Here is an 18,447-nt window from a genome sequence, read left to right as displayed (position 1 = left end):
GGAGTTGTGTGCCGCCCCAGCGCCCTCCTGCCTACCTAGGCAATCGGCCAAACGCGTCAACCCGCGGAATGCCGACGCCTTCCGCGCCGATGCGCTCACACCACCCGGAAGTAGCTCGTCATGCCGGTCTTCTGGTGCTCGATGATGTGGCAATGCAGCAGCCAGTCGCCGGGATTGTCGGCGACGAAGCCGAGCTGCACCTTCTCGTCGGGCTGGATGAGATAGGTGTCGGAGATTAGCGGCTGCACTGCCCTGGTCGATGACGACAGCACCTTGAAGCTCATGCCGTGCAAATGGATCGGGTGCGCGTGCGGGGTCAGGTTTTCCATGTCGATGATGTAGCTGCGGCCAAGCTTCAGCTCGGCGAGCGGCGCGGTCGGGTCTGGCGTGTCGCCCGGCCACGGCACCTTGTTGATCGCCCAGAAACTGTAGCCGAGCGAGCCGCAAATGCCGTCGGTCGCAACGTTCTCGGCCGTCGCGCTCAGCGCCAGCGGAATCCGTTTGGCGCCGGTCAGGTCCAGCTCCGGCACCGGGTTGGCATCGAGCGGGCCGAGATCGCGCAGATCGTGCTTGAGCGATTTGCCGACCGAACGCAGCGTCGCCAGGATTTTCGGCTTGGTGCCCCTGACGTCGCGCAGGCTGACGATCGCGCCCTCCTCGTCGGGCATGCGGATGGCAAGCTCCAGCCGCTGGCCAGGCCCCAGTTGCAAGGCATCCGGAGTAAAACGCTGCGGCACCGGATTGCCGTCGAGCGCGATGACCGCAGCTTCGGCGCCGTCGACGCGCAAGGCATAGATGCGGGTGACGTCGGTGATGGCCGCGCGCAGCCGCACCAGCCCGCCGGCCGGCGCATCGAATTGTGGCTGGCCCTGCCAATTGGCGGTGCGTACCGTGCCGAAGGTGCCGGCCTTGGCCGCGTCGCGCGGCCTGAACGGCTCGATGAACTGGCCGTCATCGCCAAGCCGCCAGTCGCGCAGGTTGACGACCATCTCGACGTCGAAAACCGGGTCCTTCGGGTTCTCGACCACGATCACGCCGGTCAGGCCGTGACCCATCTGGACCAGCGTGTTGCAATGCGGGTGGTACCAGAAGGTGCCGGCGTCGGGCGGCGTGAATTCATAGTCGAAACGGTCGCCCTGATAGACATAGGGCTGCACAAGGAACGGCACGCCGTCCATCTTGTTGGGAACGCGGATGCCATGCCAGTGGATGGTCGTCGGATCGTCGATGCCGTTGATCAAGCGCGCGGCAAACGGCTCGCCCTTCGTCATCCTGACGACCGGCGGCATGCCGGCCTCGCCGTAGGTCAGCACATTCTTCGTCGGCGCACCCTCCATCAGCCGCGCCTCGATGGTGGCGGTCTTCAGGATCAGCGGGGCCTGCTTGGCGGCTGCAAAGCCGGCCAATCTGCCGACAGTCGCGGCGCCGATGCCGGCCGCGCCTGCGGCAGCTGTGGTTTTGAGAAGGGCGCGGCGCGTGAATGTCATCATATGGTTTCCGTCGGCAGGATGCCTCGGCCGTTGGAATTGAGCTGAACCAGTGAGCCGCCTACCACCATCCGGCGCCCCGGCCTAGTCCCGCAGGCTGAAGACGAAGGGCGCGGTGCGGGTGACGCGGGCGCCGAGCTCCGCCGGCGGCGCCGGCACCGAGGCGCCCTGCAATGCGCCGAGCGCCGCACGGTCGAGATCGCCATCGCCCGAGGATCGCGCCAGCCGGGCCGAGACCACCCTGCCAGAGGTGTCGACCGTGAAGGTCACGCTCGGCGTGCCCTCGACCCGCCTGGAGCGCGCCGCGCTCGGATAGCGGGTGTGCCGCCTGATCCACGCCGCCAGGCTGGAATTCCAGCGCGACGGGCCGATGCTCGAGCGTGGCGCCGCATTCGAGGACTGCGGTGCTGCCGCCTTCGCCGCCGCCTTGGTGTCGATGCTGGCGGTGGTCGTCGCCTTTGGCGGTGGCGACTTTTCCTTTTTCACCCGTTTTTTCGGCCTTTCGACCGATTTCTTCGCGGCCTTCTTCCTGGCTTCGACCGGTCTCTGCGCCTTCATCTCCGCTTCCGCAGGTTTCGGTTCCGGCAGCGGAATGACGACGTCCGGCGCGATCGCCTCGACAAGGTCGGGCACGACCTCGTCCAGCGGCGGCTGCAGGGCGGCAATTGCCGCCGGCGCGGCGTGCTCGACTTTTTGCGTGTCGTCAGCATCTGACAACGGTTCGACGACCGGCTCGGCCTGTTCCGCCACCGGCGCCGGGTCGGTCACCGGTTTCATGTCGATGGGCTTCTCCGTCTCCTCCGCCGCATCGGACTGCTCCGATGTTACCGTGTCCAGCATCGCCGCCTCTTCCGGCGCGGCGGGGGCGACTGCCAGCGGCGCCATCTCGACCGCCAGCGCCGGCGGCGGACCGCCATCCTGCATCTCGGCGAAGCTCAGATTCTGCACCGCATAGGCAACCGCCACATGCGCGGCCAGAATGATCGCGGCGGCGCTCGTCCACAGGCCGGCCTCACGCGCGCCGAAGCGCAGCTGCGAAATGCGGGAAAGCGCGGCGACCGTCATGGCGCCGTGCTTCCAGCCGGCGCCGGGGCAGGGTTCGCGCCGGCCGCAGGGACTCCTGGCGTGGTCTGCCCGCCGGTGCCGCCCGTGGTCTCGAGCCCCACCAGCGCGATCTTGAGATAGCCGGCGCTACGCAGCAGGTTCATCACCTCCATCAGGTCGCCATAGCCGACCGTCCTGTCGGCGCGCAGGAAGATGCGCGTCTGCTTGTCGCCCTTGGTGCGGCTGTCGAGCACAGCGGCAAAGGCCGGGCGGGGCACGCTGTCATTGCCAATCGCCAGTGTCAGATCGCTTTTCAGCGTGAGGAACAGCGGTGTCTCGGGCCGGGGCGCCGGCGTAGCCGTCGATCCGGGCAGGTCGACATTGACGTCGACCGTGGCGAGAGGTGCGGCGACCATGAAGATGATCAGGAGCACCAGGATGACATCGATAAACGGCGTGACGTTGATGTCGTGGCTTTCCTCAAGATCGTCGCCGGACGTCTCGCGAATCCGCGCCGCCATCGCCGCTACTCCGCCGCGATTGCCGTTGCCGGCGGCACGGTGCGGAAATCGAGGTCGCGGCTGACCAGCCGCTCGACGCCGGCGGAAGCGTCGGCGAGGATCTGCTTGTAGCCGGCTATCGAGCGCGCGAAGATATTGTAGATGACGACCGCCGGAATGGCCGCGACAAGGCCCATGGCGGTGGCAAGCAGCGCCTCGGCGATGCCCGGCGCCACCACGGCGAGGTTGGTGGTCTGCGCCTGCGAGATGCCGATGAAAGCATTCATGATGCCCCAGACGGTGCCGAACAGGCCGACGAAGGGCGCCGTCGAGCCGATGGTGGCGAGCAGGCCGGTACCGCGCGACATGCGCCGCGCTGCCGCCGCCTCGATGCGCGCAAGCCTGGAGGCGACGCGTTCCTTCAGGCCGTCGCCGGAGGCATGATCGAGCGCGCCGGCCGATAGCGCCCGTTCTTCTTCTGCCGCCCGCACCAGCAGCGCGCCCGGGCCGCCGCTGTGGCCAAGCTCCCGGCCGGCCTGCATCAATGTCGCGGCGTTGCCGATCGCATCGGCGGCGCGGCGGGCCCTCAGCTTGCCGCCCAGGACCTCCAGCGACTTGGCGAGCCAGATCGTCCAGGTGACGAGGGAAGCGAAGGCCAGCCCGACCATGACTGCCTTCACGACGATGTCGGCATTCATGAACATGCCCCAGGGCGACAGGTCATGCGGCAGCGTCAGCGAGATGGACGGCGCTTCGCTCGTGGCACCGTTCGCAGCCGGGCGAATGCCTGGCTCCACCGACGTGGCGGCGGGCGCCTGCGCCGCAGGCGTCTGCAGGGTTGGAGCGGCCGGCGCCTGCTCGACTGGCGCAGGCGATCGTCCCTGCGCCGCGGCGACACCTGCCGAAAGAATGAGCGACGCGGCCAGCGCCGCCAAGAGACTGTTTCGGGACAAGGGCTCGTCCTCGCTTCATCATTGCAATGCGGCGGCCGTCATACAGACAGGTGCAGGGCGAGCCCTGCCGGTTGACTATGAAACATGAGTTTGCGAGTCAACTATAAAGATGACTATGCCGCTCCACAATTCATAATGTGCCCATGCCCGCTGAGCACGCTGCGGGCCTGGACCGCAAGGCGGTTGCCGGGCACGATGCGCATGGAGCAAGAAGAGCAGGCGGACCGATGATCAAGGCGATACCTTTCGACTTTCCCTATGACGGCAGGCTGGAGCCGCAGCATACGGCGCTGCTGGTGATCGACCTGCAGGAGGATTTCCTCTCGCCGACCGGCTACTTCGCCAGGAAGGGCTACGATCCAGCGCCGCTGCGAGCCATCCTGCCGGCGGTCAACCGGCTGATTGCCGCGGCCCGCGCCGCCGGCCTTACCATCATCCACACCAGGCAAGGCTACCGCGCCGACATGGCGCCTTATGAAAGATGGCGCCGCAAGCGGGCCGGGCTCGACGGCACCGATGTCCTGCTGCGCTCCGGCCCGGGTTTCCAGATCGTTTCCGACATCGAGGTGGCACCTGGAGACATCATCATCGACAAGACCTGCAACAGCGCCTTCACCTACACGGATCTGGAGCTCATTTTGCGGGCGCGCGGCATCACGCATCTGATGTTCACCGGCTGCACGACGGATGTGTGCGTGCACACCACATTGCGCGAGGCCTGCGACCGCAACTTCCAGTGCCTGACGATTGCGGACGCCTGCGCCAGCGGCGACCAATATGCGCATGAAGCCGCGCTGCATATGGTGACGGTCGAGGACGGCGTCTTCGGCGCGCTGGCGGACTCGGCGGCCGTCATCAGCGCGCTATCACGGCTCGCGGGTGTGGCGAGCTGAGGATTTCGGGATCGCGCGGATCGCCGGGTTCCGGCCAGCCGATATCCTTGCGGATGTCGAGCGGCAGCAGATAGAGCGCCCGCGCTGCCCGATAGCGGGCACGGGTCGCGGTGTATTCGGTCGCGATGCGAGCGATGGATGACAGGATCGACATTTTGCTTCTCCCTTGGTTGATGCCGGGGTCGCAGCCCGGCACTCACCAAGACGAAACGGCGATGGCTGTTGGAACGGCGAGGATAAATTTTTCTGAACTCACGGGCGCGGCGGCCGCTCGATAGGTCAATGGCAGCGTCCGAAACGCGAACTTGATGATTGCCGAAAAAACTTTTGCATGCGCCGTTCCGTTTTCGGTTCGGGCTTCGTCTTGAGGGTCGTAACGGGTGCGAGAGCCAAGACGGCCTCCGCCATCAGGACAAACGGAGCCAAGCCATGTCGACCACAGTGACCTTGATCAACGTCTTCACCGCCAAGCCGGGCAAGCAGCAGGAACTCGCCAACACGCTTGCCGAGGGCACGAGGAGTTTCTTCAGCAAGCAGCCTGGCTCGCTGTCGTCATCCGTGGTGATCGGCGTCGACGGCAGCAAGGTGGCCAACATCTCGCAATGGCGTTCGGCGGACGACATCGCGGCCTTCCGCGGCGATCCCCGCTTCGGCGAATACATGAAGAGCGTCGTTGAATTGGCGGCCGGCGAGACCATGATGGGCCACACCACTTATTCCCATACGGGCGGGGTGGAGAACTGAAGCAATTCCAGGAAAAGTGTGAAACGGTTAGGTTCGGCGCCTTCGCCGACCTTCCGTCCGGAATTGCGTCAAACAAAGAGGTAGAGCACGCGTGACCGGTTCGCACGATCAGTCCGTTGCGGCGACCGAAACCAGGCTTCGCGCCTTCGAGCGCGATGCCGCCTTGCTGAGAGCCAAGCTGCACCGCTACGCGTCGCGCATGGTCGGATCGGTCATCGATGGCGAAGACATCGTCCAGGAGGCTTTGGCAAAAGGCTTCGTGGCGATCAGGAATGGCGACATGCCCGACAAGACCGAGCCTTGGCTGTTTCGCATCGCGCATAACGCCGCCCTCGATTTCCTGCGCAAGCGGGCCCGCTCGCGGGGGCGCGAAAGCGAGGTCGAGCTCGACACGATCGCCGACCAGAACTCGGCGCTGGATGCTCGAATTGCCGCCGAGGCGAGCCTGGCCGAACTGATGCAACTGCCGCCGGCGCAACGATGCACGGTCGTGCTGAAGGATGTGCTTGGACACAGCCTGGAGGAGATCGGCGAAATCCTCGAAACCTCCGAGACCGCGATCAAAGGCGCGCTGCAGCGGGGTCGCGAGAGCCTGCGCAAGCTGGCGGCCGCGCCGCGCATCGTGCCGCCCCGCCCGGCGCTCGACCAACAGGACATGCGGCGCCTCGGCGACTATGTGGCCGCCTTCAACGCCAGGGACTTCGATGCCTTGCGCGGCCTGCTGGCCGAGGACGTCAAGCTGGAGCTGGTCAACCGCCTGCGCGCCGACGGCAAGGAATATGTCGGCAATTATTTCGGCCGCTACGCCGACGAGACGCATTGGCATTTCACAACCGGGCTTGTCGAAGGCCGGCCAGCCATCCTGGTCACCAGCCCGGAGCGTCCGGACGGACCGCCGCGCTACTTCATCCTCATCGACTGGGAGAACGGCCGGATCGCCGGCATCCGCGACTTCCTGTTCGCGGATTACGTCATGGACGGCTTGGATTATTCCGACGCGGAGCGACCTTAGTCTAGGACGCGCAGTGTTGCGCAAAGGGGTGCGAGGCAAACGCGCCCGGCTGCGGGACCTCCGTCTCGCGTCGCGCCAGCGAATTCGCGACCAGCGTGATCGTCTCGCGCCCGATGCGGGCGATCTCGCCCAGGCGGTCGATGCCGCCGATCATGAACTCCTCGATGCCGAGCGCCGCATAGGGCAACAGCGCCAAGGCGAGCCGCGCCGGCGGCCCGGCAATCTCGACCGCCTTGTGATCCGAGGCGCCCGTCCAGCCGTCCGGGCGGATGGCTACCGGAAGCGCGAAGCGCAGCCTGCCGCCGCGGCCGTGCTCGGCGGCGGCGCTGCGCGCGCGCTCCATCAATTGCCTCACCTCGTCGGGCGAACCGGCGGTCAGCTCGAAGACATCTGCATGTTTGCCAGCGACCTTCAGCGCGGTGCCCGACTGGCCGCCGAGCCGGATGACGAGATCGGCGCCATGCGGGCCCTTGCGCGGCACGAAGCCGCTCCGGACGCTGTAGAAGGCGCCCTCGTGGTCGAAGGGCCTGTCGTTCGACCACAGGCGCTTCAGCAGCACCAGATATTCGTCGATGCGCTGCCACACCACGCTGTGGCCGACCGGCCGCGCCTCGGCATCGCTGTCTTCAAGCGGCTCGCTCAGCATGCGCAGCGACAGACGCCCGCCGCCTCTGCGGTCGAGCGCCGCGAGCTGCCTTGCCGCCACCGTCGGCTCGATAACGCCGGCCCAATGCGTCAGCACCACCTCCAGCGAGCCGGTGCGGTCGAGCGTTTGCGCGGCGATGTCCATGTTGGTAAGCAGTCCGGCCGGATCGTCCACCACCAGCTTGCGAAAGCCGGCGTCCTCGATCAGCGACAATTTGGTCGCCGTCTCGGCGAAATCGTAGAAGAAGCTGCCATTGGCAGGCTTGCCTGGAACATGCGTGAACTCGATCGGCATTGCCATCTCCTCCATCACGTTGGGTCGCCCCGCTCCGAACCCGAGTCAAATCCATCTCGTCGGCGCGCAACAGCGCGCCGGCCTTCTTCAGCTCCGATTACTCAACTCAGATTTTTTGGACGGCGGGGCCTTTGGTTTTACGCAATTCCGGACGGACGGCTACGGCGAAGCCGCCGAGCCCAACCGCTCACACTTTCCTGGAATTGCCCTGGCCCGGCTCAGTCAGGGAATGATCCCGAAAACGACGGCGCCGGTGAACACGAAGGCAAGTGCAAAGACGAGGTAGGCGAACGTGCCGCCATAGGCGGGCCTCCAGCTCCGGTCGGCGGCAAGCCTCTGGCCTTTGCGCTGGGCGTTCTGAATGTAGGACATGGTCGATCCTCCGTCGCGACCATTAATCTATAAACTTGGTAGACTTTGTCGATTGTTATTTTTGGGCGGTTTTTGGAACAAATTTTTGGGAAGGATGCAATGTATGGTTTTTCATTCTCATCCCGTTGCGGTGTAGCCGGTTCCAGGTTCTTCGCCCCAGAACGGCCAGGCGCCCTTCCTCTACCCCGTCGATCGGGGGAGAGGTGTCGAGCGTAGCTCGACGGAGTGGGGGGTCGACCCTTGGCGCGGTGGCGAGATACTCTTGCGCCTGGACCCCATTTCAATATCCGTTGGCGGCGGTTGCAAGGTGGTTCCCCCACTCCGTCGCTGCTTCGCAGCGCCACCTCTCCCCCTCCGGAGGGAGAGGGAAGGGCGCCGAGAACTACCGCCTACCGCTCCTCTCGTCGGAACGGCTTCAGCAGCGCCGAAGGCGCGACCGCGTTGCGCGACATGATGGCCATGGCGACGATGGTGAAGATGAAGGGCAGCATCAGGAAGGCTTCGTAAGGGATGTGGCCGAGGCCGCTCGCCTGCATCCTGAGCTGCAGCGCGTCAACGAAGGCAAAGAGCAGCGCCGCGCCCGCCGAGCGCCACGGATCCCAGCGCCCGAACACGACCAGCGCGATCGCCACCCAGCCTCGCCCGGATACGACGCCGAAGGTGAAGGCATTGAACTGCGCCATGGTGAGGAAGGCGCCGGCAAGGCCCATCAGCGCGCCGCCGAGGATCACCGCCTGGAAGCGCGTGGCGATCACGCTGACGCCGGCGGAATCCGCCGCGCGCGGATTCTCGCCGACCATGCGCACCGACAGCCCCCATGGGGTGCTGTAGAGCACGAAGGCGGCGAGCGGGATGGCGATGATCGCCATATAAACCAGCGTGAACTGGTTGAACACCGCCGGGCCGAGGATCGGGATATCCGAAAGCAGCGGGATCGGCACCGTCTTGAAGCCGTCGATGCTCGGCGGCACCGATTGCTGGCCGAAGATCAGCCGGTAGAGGAAATAGGCAAGGCCGGATGAGAACAGCGTCACGCCGATGCCGCAGACATGCTGGCTGAGGCCCAGCGCCACGGTGAACAGCGCATGCAGCGCGCCCATCAGCGCCCCGACCAGTACGGCCACCAGCACGCCCAGCCACAGGCTGCCGCTGAGGCTCGCGGCGGTGAATCCGGCCATCGCCGACAGCAGCATGATGCCTTCGATGCCGAGGTTGAGCACGCCGGCCCGCTCGGAGAACATTTCGCCGAGCGTGGCGAAGGCGAGCGGCGTGGCGATGCGGATGATGGCGGCGAGAAAGCCGACCTGGAAGATCTGCTCGAACACCGCGCTCATGTTTGCGCTCCCACGCGGCGGATGCGGTAGGCGGTGAACAGCAGCGCCACCAGCATGGCCAGCAGCGCCGTGCCCTGGATGACATCGCTTAAGAACGCCGGCACGCCCGTCGCGCGCGACATCGCCTCGGCCCCGGTCATGACGGCGGCCAGGAAGATCGCCGCCGGAACCACGCCGAGCGGGTTGAGCCGGGCGAGCATCGCGACGACGATGCCCGAATAACCATAGCCCGGCGAGATGTCGCTCATCACCTGGAAGTGCACGCCGCCAACCTCGCCGACGCCGGCCAAGCCCGCCAGCGCGCCGGAGAGCAGCGCGGTGGACAGCAGCACGCGCTGGACGTTGATGCCGCCATAGCGCGCGGCTTCCGGGTTCTCGCCGGTGACGCGGATCCTGAAGCCGAGCGTGGTGCGCGCGATCAGGAACCAGCAAAGGGGTGCTGCGATCAGCGCCGCGACGACACCGAGATGCAGCCTTGTGCCTTCGATCAGCACCGGGAAATTGGCCGAGTCCTCGATCGGCGGTGAGATCGGGTAGCCGGAGAAGGTGTCCTTCCACGGCCCCTCGATCAGCGCCATCAGCGCGTAATAGATGACCGAGTTGAGCAGCAGCGAGCTGACCACATCGTCGACTTTGAATTTGACGCGCAATATCGCCGGCACCAGCGCGACGAGAGCGCCGGCGGCAGCGCCTACAAGCGCCATCAGCAGCATGGCGAGATAGCCCGGCATCGGGATCGCGCCGACGAAGCAGCTTGCCACCGCGCCGGCGAGCAGCTGGCCCTCGGCGCCGATGTTCCAGAATTTGGCGCGGAAGGCGATTGCCACCGCCAGGCCGGTGAAGATCATCGGGGCGGCGCGCACCAGCGTCTCGGTGATGGCGTAGCTGTCGCCGAGCGATGCAGACAGCATGACGCCATAGGCCTCGATCACGCCGGCGCCGGCAATCGCGATCAGGCCGCTGCACAGGATTAGCGTCGCGGCGATGGCGACCAGCGGCAGCGCGAGGTTGAACCAGGCGGGCGTCGACGTGCGGGCTTCGAGGCGAAACATCAGGCGTGCCCCTCCGCGCCGGTCATCATCAGGCCGAGCCTTGCGACGGTGGCATCCATGCCGGGGAGCGTGCCGGTGATGCGGCCCTCATACATCACGGCGATGCGATCCGAGAGCATCAGCAATTCCTCGAGGTCCTCGCCGATGACGATGATGCCGCAGCCCCTGGCGCGCATGGCGAGGAATTTCTCGTGGATGAAGCGGGCAGCGCCGATGTCGAGGCCGCGCGTCGGCTGCGAGACGATCAGCACCTTGGGGTCGAAAGCGAGCTCGCGCGCAAGAAGCGCCTTTTGCAGATTGCCGCCGGACAGAGCGCCGGCGCGCACCATCGGTCCGGGGCAGCGTATGTCATAGGCCTTGATCTGTTGCTCGGCAAAGGCGCGGATGGCAGCCGGGTTGAGCAGGCCCTTGCGGCTGAAGGCCTCGGTGCCGATACGCGGCAGCACCATGGAGTCGGCCAAAGGCAGGTTGGTGACGAGGCCGGTCGTCATCCGGTCTTCCGGGATGCGGCCGAGCCCGAGCGCCTGCAGCTCGCGCGGCGAAAATTGCGTCACCGCTTTGCCGGCTATCATCATGGTGCCAGCCTTCGGCGGCAGCATGCCTGAAATGACGTCGGCCAACGCCCGCTGGCCGTTGCCGGAGACGCCGGCGATGCCCAGGATCTCGCCCATGCGGACGAAAAGCGAGACCTCGCGCAGCGGCGTGCCGGCGTGGGCGGAGGTGGATACGCCGTCGAGCGTCAGCACGGAAGCACCGGGCGTCGAAGCCTGCTTGACCGGCGGCACGATGTCGTGGCCGCACATCAGCTTGGCCATTTCTGCCGATGTGGTGCTTGCCGGATGGTCGACGCGGCCGGCGACCTTGCCGTGGCGCAGCACGACGCAGCGATGGGTGAGGGCCCGCACTTCGTTGAGCTTATGCGAGATGAAGATGATGCCGAGCCCTTGCGCGGCCATCGAGCGCAGGGCGGCGAACAGGCCGTCCACCTCGCTCGGCGCCAGCACCGCCGTCGGCTCGTCGAGGATCAAAAGCTTGGCGCCGCGAAACAGCGCCTTGATGATCTCCAGCCGCTGCTGCTCGCCGACCGACAGCGCCGACACCGGCAGGGTCGGATCGAGGCTCAGCCCATATTGCCGGCTGATTTCGTCCAGGCGGGCAAGCCCGCGAGCACGATCGGTGCGGCCGGACTTGCCGGCAATGCCGATCAGAAGGTTCTCCAGCACCGTGAGGCGGGGCGCGAGGTGAAAGTGCTGGTGAACCATGCCGATGCCGGCGGCCAGGGCGTCGGCGGAATTGTGGATGGCGACCGGCCTGCCTTCGACCAGGATCTCGCCGGCGTCCGGCGCATAGGCGCCGAACAGCACGTTCATCAGCGTGGTCTTGCCGGCGCCGTTCTCACCGAGCAGGCCGAGAATCTCGCCGGGTGCGACGCTGAGATCGACGGCCTCGTTCGCCTTGACGGCGCCGAAGCTCTTGGCGATGCCGCGCATTTCGATGAGTGGGGCGGACAAGGGTGCTCCCTGACTTTGCGATCCGGCCAATCGCGGAGGGCAGCGCTGTACCCCTCTCTGGCCTGCCGGCCATCTCCCCCTCAAGGGGGGAGATCGGATGTCACGCCGGCCTTCGCCAACTTTCGACGTTGAAAAGATCGAACGCCGTCGACGAAACTGCCAATCTCCCCCCTTGAGGGGGAGATGTCCGGCAGGACAGAGAGGGGGGCCTCGCGCCGCCCCAGGCGTCAATCCGAAACCGGCGTGTTCTCGTCGACGTCAACGCGGAAATTGCCTTCGAGGATCTCGGCCTTCTTCTTCTCGACCAAGTCCTTGACGTCCGCCGGCAGCGTCTTGTCGAACTTGTGGAAGGGCGCCAGATAGGAGCCGCCCTTGGCCATGCGCGAGAAATCGCCATAGTCCTGCGCGGTGAAGACGCCGGCCTTGACTAGCTTGATCGCCTGCTCGACCGTCGGGTACATGTCCCACACCGGGCCGGTGATGACCGTATCCGGCCCGAGGCTGGACTGGTCGGACATGTTGGAGATGGCAAAAATCTTCTTCTCGACCGCCGCCTCGATGACGCCGAAACGCTCGGCATAGATGACGTCGACGCCGGCATCGATCTGTGCCACGGCCGCTTCCTTGGCCTTGGGCGGATCGAAGAAGGAGCCGATGAAGGCGACCTTCTTCTTGACGTTCGGGTTGACCTCCTTGGCGCCGGCAAAGAAGGCGTTGACCAGCCGGTTGACCTCTGGAATGCCCATCGCCGCGACGGCGCCGATCGTGCCCGATTTCGACATCTTTCCGGCAATCATGCCGGAGAGATAAGCGGGCTCATGGATCCAGTTGTCGAAGACGCCGAAATTGGGCTCGGCCGGACCGGCGCCGGAGCCGAACAGCCACGCCGTTTTCGGGAATTGTTTTGCCGTGCGGCGCGATTCACGCTCGGCGGCGAAGGCGTCGCCCAGCACCAGCTGGTAGCCCCCTTGAGCATATTCGCGCATCACGCGGCTGAAGTCGGCGGTCTGCACCTTTTCCGACCATTTGTATTCGATGCCCAGCTCCTTCTCGGCCTTCTGCAGGGCGACATGGATCTGGTTGTCCCACGGCTCCTCGATCGGCGTGGCGAAGATCGCCGCCACCTTCAGCTTCTTGTCCTTGGCGAAGGCCGCGCCGGGCAGCACGGTGGCCGCGAGGCCGAGCGCGCCGAGTTCCAGCACGTTGCGCCGCGACAGGCCGGCGCGTTGCGTTTTGCTACGGTCGTTTTCCATTGAAGTGCCCCTCTGTTCGACAGCCGTGTCGAGCCGGCCGTTCAAAAATGTCAGACGAGCGACTATGGAACGGCGCCTGAGATTTGTCCACATGGTCAAATTTGGGTGTGGTCCCGTGTGCAGGCTGGAGGCGCAGGCGGGACAGCGCCCCCCTCTGTCCTGCCGGACATCTCCCCCACAAGGGGGGAGATCAGCCGTCGCCTCGGCTTTCGCCAATCCCCTACGTCGCAGGAACGGGCGGGGCGCCGGAACAGCTAATCTCCCCCCTCGTGGGGGAGATGGCCGGCAGGCCAGAGGGGGGCGCGAAGGAACGCGGTGTCTGCCCTTATCCGTTCGCTGCGCTCTCCCACGATCCCGTCTCGGCAAACCGCCTCAACGCCGGCGCCGGCTCGAAGATCGGCCGGCCGGTCCGCCCATGCCAGAATTCCAGCCGCTCGACGATCTTCGCCGCGCCTGCGACCCCGGCCCAGAACATCGGCCCACCCTTGCCGATCGGGAAGCCGTAGCCATTGACCCAGACGACATCGATGTCGGACGCGCGTGCTGCGACGCCTTCCTCGAGAATCTTCGAACCCTCGTTGACCAAGGGATAAAGCGTGCGTTCGAGAATCTCCTCGGCGCCGATCTCGCGCCGCGCAATTCCAAGCTCCGCCGCCTTCGCCCGGATCAGCGCCTCGACTTCCGGATCGGCAACCGGCTCACGCGAGCCGGCCTCATAGCGGTACCAGCCGCGCCCGGTCTTCTGGCCGAAATGGCCCTGCTCGCACAGCGCATCGGCGATCACCGCCGTCTGGCCGCGCGCCTTGCGGTTGCGCCAGCCGATATCGAGGCCGGCGAGATCGCCCATCTGGAACGGCCCCATCGGCCAGCCGAAATCGGTGAACGCCTTGTCGACCTGGCTTGGCGTCGCGCCTTCCAGCAACAGCGCTTCATTCTCGGCGCCGCGCGCGGACAGCATACGGTTGCCGACAAAACCGTGGCAGACGCCGACGACGACCGCGACCTTGCCGATGCCCCGGGCGAGGTCGGCGACCGTCGCCAGCGCGTCAGGCGCGGTCTTTTCGGCGCGAGCGATCTCAAGGAGCTTCATGACGTTTGCCGGCGAAAAGAAATGCATGCCGAGCACGTCTTGCGGCCGCGACGTCGAGGCGGCGATTTCGTTCACGTCGAGATAGGAGGTGTTGGTGGCGAGGATGGCGCCGGTCCTGGCGACCGTGTCGAGCCTGCCGAAGACGTCCTTTTTGACCGCCATGTCCTCGAACACGGCCTCGATGATCAAATCGCAATCGGCGAGATCGGCGTAGTCGGTGCTGCCCTTGAACAACTTGAGCCGCTGCTGCTTGGCCTCGTCCGTCAACGAGCCTCGGCTCAGCGAGACGGCATAGTTCTTCTCGATCGTGGCCAGTCCCCGGCGCAGCGCCTCCTCGCTCGTCTCGAGCAAAGTCACCGGGAGACCGCCATTGGCAAAGGCCATCGCGATGCCGCCGCCCATGGTGCCGGCGCCGATCACGCCGACGCGCTCTATCCAGCGCTTCCGCAAATCCTTGCCCGGCACCTTCGCCGCCTCGCGCTCGGCGAAAAAAAGATGCCGCTGCGCGCGCGACTGGTCGCCGGAAACGAGCTTTTGGAAAAGCTGCCGCTCGGCCGCAAGGGCTGCGTCGAACGGCAAGGTGATCGCGTTGCGCACGGCTTCGGCGCAGGCAAGCGGCGCGTCCAGTCCGCGGGCTTTTCTTGCCAGATCGGCGGCTTGGCGGTCGAAGGCAGCAAGATCGGACCCGGCAAGGCGGTCATTGCGGTCACGCACCGGCACGAACGGTCCGCCTCGATCAGCCATTTCGCGAGCGAAACGAACCGCCTCTGCCAAGAGATCGGCGTCGATAACCGCATCGGCAAGACCGGCGGCCTTTGCCTCACCGGCCGAGATCGGGCTGCCCGAGACGATCATGCCGAGCGCTTTGGTGGCGCCGACCAGGCGTGGCAAACGTACGGTCCCGCCGCCACCCGGCAACAGGCCGAGCTTTACCTCCGGCAGGCCGAGCTTGGCGGCGGCGTCCGCGACACGGAAATGGCAGCCCAATGCCAGTTCCAACCCGCCGCCCAGCGCCGTGCCGTGAATGGCGGCGACGGTCGGCTTGGGAACCGTTTCCAGCAGGGCGATAATGGCCCGCAATTCCGGTTGCTCGACCGGCTTGCCGAATTCGGTGATGTCGGCGCCGGCCACGAAAGTGCGCCCGGCGCAGGCGATGACGATGGCCCTCGCGGCGGGATCGTCGCACAAAGCGGTGAGCGCCTCATAAAGCGGCTTGCGGACATAAAAGCTGAGCGCATTGACAGGCGGGTTGTCGATGGTGACCACCGCCACGCCGTTCTCGTTTGCGACGCTGACAGAACTGGACAAGCGGACCTCCCGAGACCGGCTGCAATCGCGCAAGGGTTTACTAGGCAGCGAGGCGAATGGGAACCCGATGCGGCTCTGGCCCTATGGTTGGCGAGGCCCGGTTAATTGTCGACCCGGCCGAAGGGCGGCACGTTGCCGATCACCTCGCGCTTGTCCTTGCCGCAGGCGAAGGTCTTCGCCTTTTCGTCGGCGAGCTTGCGCGCCTGGTCGTTGGCCTGCGGATTGCCGGTGGCTAAAACCAGGCCGATCGTGCAGCCCTGGTGCTCTTCCGGTTGCGCCACCTTGGCGACGACCAGCACATCGGTCGATTTCTTCTCGTCCTCAGGGTTGCTGACGGAGCGGCGGTGAATGGCGGCGAAGGGGATGACGACGTCGCCATTGGTCTCGATGCGCCACTCGACTTTCGGTCCGGAGCCGTTGAAGGCGGTGAAGCTCTCCCAGACCGCAGTCATGTCGTCGGACGGAAAGCCGTAATAGACGGATTCGCGCGCATCGTCATAGCCGATCAGCACCGGGTAGCCGCGATAGCCTGAGCAGACGAGGCTCGCCCAGTCGCCGTCGCCTTCCGCAGCCTGCGCATAGGTCACGCAGTCCTTCTTCGAGTCGAGATCGGTATAGGCGCTGGAGATGTCGCCGGCCTGGGCCGCCTGGCAGAAACCGGCGAGGGCAAGCGGGATCAGAAGAGCTCGCATTACTGGCAACTTCGTTCGAGTTGCCGGAAGCGTAACGTCAATCGCTATTTCTTCAAGCTGGCTTCGATCAAGAGGTCGGCGTTGCGGGCGACCGCCGCCGCCGGTCCGCCCAAGCCAAACAGCTGGCCGCTGATATAGGCGCCTTCGATGAGCAGCAGCAGGCCGTCACCCAGCGTATCGGAATCGGCGGCGCCCATTGCGGCGGCCATGGCGCGCAGGCGCCGGCGCAATTCGACTTTGTTGTTCTCGCTCACCACCCGCGCCGGATGGCCGCGCTCGGGATATTCCACCGCGGCGTTGGTCATGCCGCAGCCGCGATAGTCCGGCTTTTGCGTGCGTTTGCCGACGCGGGTCAGGAAGGCGATGATCTGGGCGCGCGGATCGCCCGGATGCGCGTCGACGGCCTCGTCGAAGCGTTCCCAGAATTCGAGGTCATATTTGCGCAGATAGGACGCGGCAAGCTCGTCCTTGGACGGAAAGCTGCGGTACAGGCTCGGCTTGGTGACGCCGGCACGCCTGACAATCTCGTCGACGCCGATCGCCCTTATGCCCTCGCGGTAAAAGAGGTCGCGCGCCACGTCCAGTATCTTGTCCGCCGCCCTGGGAGCAGGGGGCTCGCTGATCGACGCTTCAATTTTATTGTCGGATGGCATTCAAACAACTCGCTTGACAATGTTACTGACCGGTACGTATGTATGGCTTCACTCCATTGCAACGTACCGGTCAGTAACATGATAATCCAGTCCCGTCCGTTTGGCCAGCGCTACGCATTCGTCGTCGTTGCCGTCATTTTCCTGTGCCTGCTGATCGCGGCGGGGCTCCGTTCGGCGCCCTCGGTGATGATGGTGCCGCTGGAGGAAAGCTTCGGCTGGCATCGCGACGTAACGTCCTGGGCCGCCAGCGTCGGCATCCTGCTCTACGGCCTGACCGGTCCGTTCGCCGCCGCGCTGATGGAGCGCATCGGGTTGCGCCGCACGCTGCTCGGCTCGCTGCTGGTGATGTCGGGATCGACCGTGCTCAGCCTGTTCATGACCGAGCCATGGCATCTTTTCATTACCTGGGGCGTGTTTTCCGGCATCGGTTCGGGCGCGGTGGCGAGCGTGCTCGGCGCCACCATCGTCAACCGCTGGTTCAAGACCAATCGCGGCCTGATGATGGGCCTGATGTCGGCCTCAAGCGCCACCGGCATGCTGGTGTTCCTGCCGCTCATCGCCTCGCTGGCGCAGAGCGGCGGCTGGAAGCCGGTGGCGATTGCCGTGGCGCTGGCCACCGCCGCGCTGATCCCGTTCGTCTTGCTGCTGGTGCCGGAGCGCCCGGCTTCGATCGGGCAGGTTCGCTACGGCGCCGATGCCGGCGACGTGCCGCCGGTGTCGCCTGCATCGCAGGGCAATTTCCTGGCGCACACGCTGAACACGCTGCGCCGCGCGGCCGGCACGCGGGTGTTCTGGTACCTGTTCGCCACCTTCTTCGTCTGCGGCTTCACCACCAACGGCCTCGTCGGCACGCATCTCATCGCCTTCTGCGGCGATATGGGCATCGGCGAGGTGCAGGCGGCCGGGCTGTTGTCGATGATGGGCATTTTCGACCTGATCGGCACGACATTGTCCGGCTGGCTCACCGATCGTTTCGATCCGCGCAAGCTGCTCGGCGTCTATTACGCGGTGCGTGGTCTGTCGCTTATCTACCTGCCCTATTCCGGCTTCTCGGCGACCAGCCTGGTCATCTTCGCCGTGCTCTACGGGCTCGACTGGATCGCCACCGTGCCGCCGACGCTGAGGCTTGCCAACGAGGCTTTCGGCGACCGCAGCGGGCCGATCGTGTTCGGCTGGATCGTCGCCGGCCACCAGGTGGGCGCCGCGGCGGCCGCCGCCTTCGGCGGCACGATGCGCGAGCTGCAGGGCAATTACGAGCTGGCCTTCCTGATTGCCGGCATGACCGGCATTGCGGCGGCTTGTATTTCGCTGCTGATCAATACGAGCAGGCCGGCGTTCGAGCCGGAGCCGCAGGCGGCTTGAACAGCCAATCTCCCCCCTTTGTGGGGGAGATGCCCGGCAGGGCAGAGGGGGGCGCTGTCCCGCCGACATGTCAGTTGAACTGCCGCAAGCCCAAACCGTTGATGGAACTTGAGAAGCTGTCCCTGAGACGCTGGCGATCCTTCGCGCCCCCCTCTGTCCTGCCGGCCATCTCCCCCACGAGGGGGGAGATCAGCAGTTCCGTTGTTCATTGTTATCAAAACTTCATGGTTCCGATATGCGCCTGAAA

18 protein-coding genes are annotated in these 18,447 nt (G+C 65.7%); 4 read left to right on the top strand and 14 right to left on the bottom strand.

Annotated elements, in window-relative coordinates:
- Positions 1-95 precede the first annotated feature (95 nt).
- From FJ419_RS21820 to exbB, 4 genes are all read right to left on the bottom strand, one after another.
- Positions 96-1,490 (bottom strand): multicopper oxidase family protein, encoded by a 1,395-nt coding sequence (locus tag FJ419_RS21820; RefSeq protein WP_140698104.1) that lies wholly within the window; start codon positions 1,488-1,490, stop codon positions 96-98.
- 81 nt (positions 1,491-1,571) lie between these two features.
- A complete protein-coding gene (locus FJ419_RS21815; protein WP_140698102.1) occupies positions 1,572-2,552 on the bottom strand; it encodes an energy transducer TonB in 981 nt (326 codons plus the stop codon).
- Positions 2,549-3,052, bottom strand: a complete 504-nt coding sequence (gene exbD, locus FJ419_RS21810; RefSeq protein ID WP_140698099.1) for a TonB system transport protein ExbD — start codon at positions 3,050-3,052, stop codon at positions 2,549-2,551. The genes FJ419_RS21815 and exbD overlap by 4 nt, the downstream gene beginning before the upstream one ends.
- 5 nt (positions 3,053-3,057) lie before the next feature.
- Positions 3,058-3,984 (bottom strand): tonB-system energizer ExbB, encoded by a 927-nt coding sequence (gene exbB / locus FJ419_RS21805; RefSeq protein ID WP_140698096.1) that lies wholly within the window; start codon positions 3,982-3,984, stop codon positions 3,058-3,060.
- Between the two features lie 227 nt (positions 3,985-4,211).
- On the opposite strand from exbB, the gene FJ419_RS21800 reads away from it, so the two are divergent.
- Positions 4,212-4,877, top strand: coding sequence for an isochorismatase family cysteine hydrolase (locus tag FJ419_RS21800; RefSeq protein ID WP_140698093.1), 666 nt, complete (start codon positions 4,212-4,214; stop codon positions 4,875-4,877).
- Here the strand turns inward: FJ419_RS21800 and FJ419_RS21795 are convergent.
- A complete protein-coding gene (locus FJ419_RS21795; protein WP_140698090.1) occupies positions 4,840-5,031 on the bottom strand; it encodes a hypothetical protein in 192 nt (63 codons plus the stop codon). The two genes, FJ419_RS21800 and FJ419_RS21795, sit on opposite strands and share 38 nt — an antisense overlap.
- A 275-nt stretch (positions 5,032-5,306) precedes the next feature.
- Here FJ419_RS21795 and FJ419_RS21790 point away from each other — a divergent pair, with 275 nt between their 5' ends.
- Together FJ419_RS21790 and FJ419_RS21785 are read left to right on the top strand one after the other, a co-directional pair.
- Complete coding sequence (locus FJ419_RS21790) at positions 5,307-5,621, top strand: antibiotic biosynthesis monooxygenase (protein ID WP_140636993.1); 315 nt, start codon at positions 5,307-5,309, stop codon at positions 5,619-5,621.
- Between the two features lie 91 nt (positions 5,622-5,712).
- Positions 5,713-6,633 (top strand): sigma-70 family RNA polymerase sigma factor, encoded by a 921-nt coding sequence (locus FJ419_RS21785; protein ID WP_246679299.1) that lies wholly within the window; start codon positions 5,713-5,715, stop codon positions 6,631-6,633.
- Position 6,634: 1 nt separating this feature from the next.
- On the opposite strand, the gene FJ419_RS21780 is transcribed toward FJ419_RS21785, so the two are convergent.
- From FJ419_RS21780 to FJ419_RS21725, 9 genes are all read right to left on the bottom strand, one after another.
- Entirely contained in the window at positions 6,635-7,573 is a 939-nt protein-coding gene (locus FJ419_RS21780) for an LLM class flavin-dependent oxidoreductase (RefSeq protein ID WP_140698087.1), read from the bottom strand.
- A gap of 222 nt (positions 7,574-7,795) precedes the next feature.
- Positions 7,796-7,945, bottom strand: a complete 150-nt coding sequence (locus FJ419_RS21775; RefSeq protein ID WP_140698084.1) for a hypothetical protein — start codon at positions 7,943-7,945, stop codon at positions 7,796-7,798.
- 389 nt (positions 7,946-8,334) lie between these two features.
- A complete protein-coding gene (locus FJ419_RS21765) occupies positions 8,335-9,279 on the bottom strand; it encodes an ABC transporter permease (RefSeq protein ID WP_140698081.1) in 945 nt (314 codons plus the stop codon).
- Positions 9,276-10,331: an ABC transporter permease gene (locus FJ419_RS21760; protein ID WP_140698072.1), complete on the bottom strand. Its 1,056-nt coding sequence runs from the start codon at positions 10,329-10,331 to the stop codon at positions 9,276-9,278. Before FJ419_RS21760 ends, FJ419_RS21765 begins: the two co-directional genes overlap by 4 nt.
- Positions 10,331-11,842 (bottom strand): ABC transporter ATP-binding protein, encoded by a 1,512-nt coding sequence (locus tag FJ419_RS21755; protein WP_140698064.1) that lies wholly within the window; start codon positions 11,840-11,842, stop codon positions 10,331-10,333. Before FJ419_RS21755 ends, FJ419_RS21760 begins: the two co-directional genes overlap by 1 nt.
- A gap of 227 nt (positions 11,843-12,069) precedes the next feature.
- Positions 12,070-13,095, bottom strand: a complete 1,026-nt coding sequence (locus FJ419_RS21745; RefSeq protein ID WP_140698061.1) for a BMP family protein — start codon at positions 13,093-13,095, stop codon at positions 12,070-12,072.
- 325 nt (positions 13,096-13,420) lie between these two features.
- The gene (locus tag FJ419_RS21735) at positions 13,421-15,493 is read right to left on the bottom strand and encodes a 3-hydroxyacyl-CoA dehydrogenase NAD-binding domain-containing protein (RefSeq protein WP_140698058.1); all 2,073 of its coding nucleotides are present in this window, start codon (positions 15,491-15,493) and stop codon (positions 13,421-13,423) included.
- A 101-nt stretch (positions 15,494-15,594) separates the two neighbouring features.
- A complete protein-coding gene (locus FJ419_RS21730) occupies positions 15,595-16,185 on the bottom strand; it encodes a hypothetical protein (protein ID WP_140698055.1) in 591 nt (196 codons plus the stop codon).
- Positions 16,186-16,229: 44 nt separating this feature from the next.
- Positions 16,230-16,838 (bottom strand): TetR/AcrR family transcriptional regulator, encoded by a 609-nt coding sequence (locus FJ419_RS21725; protein WP_140544237.1) that lies wholly within the window; start codon positions 16,836-16,838, stop codon positions 16,230-16,232.
- Positions 16,839-16,916: 78 nt separating this feature from the next.
- Here FJ419_RS21725 and FJ419_RS21720 point away from each other — a divergent pair, with 78 nt between their 5' ends.
- Positions 16,917-18,200 (top strand): MFS transporter, encoded by a 1,284-nt coding sequence (locus FJ419_RS21720; protein ID WP_140698052.1) that lies wholly within the window; start codon positions 16,917-16,919, stop codon positions 18,198-18,200.
- The last annotated feature ends 247 nt before the right edge of the window (positions 18,201-18,447 follow it).

Source organism: Mesorhizobium sp. B2-6-2 (genome assembly GCF_006440615.1).
GTDB lineage: Bacteria > Pseudomonadota > Alphaproteobacteria > Rhizobiales > Rhizobiaceae > Mesorhizobium.
This window is presented reverse-complemented; position numbering and strand designations above follow the sequence as displayed.

Coding starts and splice junctions, on each gene's coding strand:
- FJ419_RS21820 (WP_140698104.1), bottom strand. CDS start 1,490: ATGATGACATTCACGCGCCGCGCCCTTCTCAAAACCACAGCTGCCGCA.
- FJ419_RS21815 (WP_140698102.1), bottom strand. CDS start 2,552: ATGACGGTCGCCGCGCTTTCCCGCATTTCGCAGCTGCGCTTCGGCGCG.
- exbD (WP_140698099.1), bottom strand. CDS start 3,052: ATGGCGGCGCGGATTCGCGAGACGTCCGGCGACGATCTTGAGGAAAGC.
- FJ419_RS21800 (WP_140698093.1), top strand. CDS start 4,212: ATGATCAAGGCGATACCTTTCGACTTTCCCTATGACGGCAGGCTGGAG.
- FJ419_RS21795 (WP_140698090.1), bottom strand. CDS start 5,031: ATGTCGATCCTGTCATCCATCGCTCGCATCGCGACCGAATACACCGCG.
- FJ419_RS21790 (WP_140636993.1), top strand. CDS start 5,307: ATGTCGACCACAGTGACCTTGATCAACGTCTTCACCGCCAAGCCGGGC.
- FJ419_RS21780 (WP_140698087.1), bottom strand. CDS start 7,573: ATGCCGATCGAGTTCACGCATGTTCCAGGCAAGCCTGCCAATGGCAGC.
- FJ419_RS21775 (WP_140698084.1), bottom strand. CDS start 7,945: ATGTCCTACATTCAGAACGCCCAGCGCAAAGGCCAGAGGCTTGCCGCC.
- FJ419_RS21765 (WP_140698081.1), bottom strand. CDS start 9,279: ATGAGCGCGGTGTTCGAGCAGATCTTCCAGGTCGGCTTTCTCGCCGCC.
- FJ419_RS21760 (WP_140698072.1), bottom strand. CDS start 10,331: ATGTTTCGCCTCGAAGCCCGCACGTCGACGCCCGCCTGGTTCAACCTC.
- FJ419_RS21745 (WP_140698061.1), bottom strand. CDS start 13,095: ATGGAAAACGACCGTAGCAAAACGCAACGCGCCGGCCTGTCGCGGCGC.
- FJ419_RS21730 (WP_140698055.1), bottom strand. CDS start 16,185: ATGCGAGCTCTTCTGATCCCGCTTGCCCTCGCCGGTTTCTGCCAGGCG.
- FJ419_RS21725 (WP_140544237.1), bottom strand. CDS start 16,838: ATGCCATCCGACAATAAAATTGAAGCGTCGATCAGCGAGCCCCCTGCT.
- FJ419_RS21720 (WP_140698052.1), top strand. CDS start 16,917: ATGATAATCCAGTCCCGTCCGTTTGGCCAGCGCTACGCATTCGTCGTC.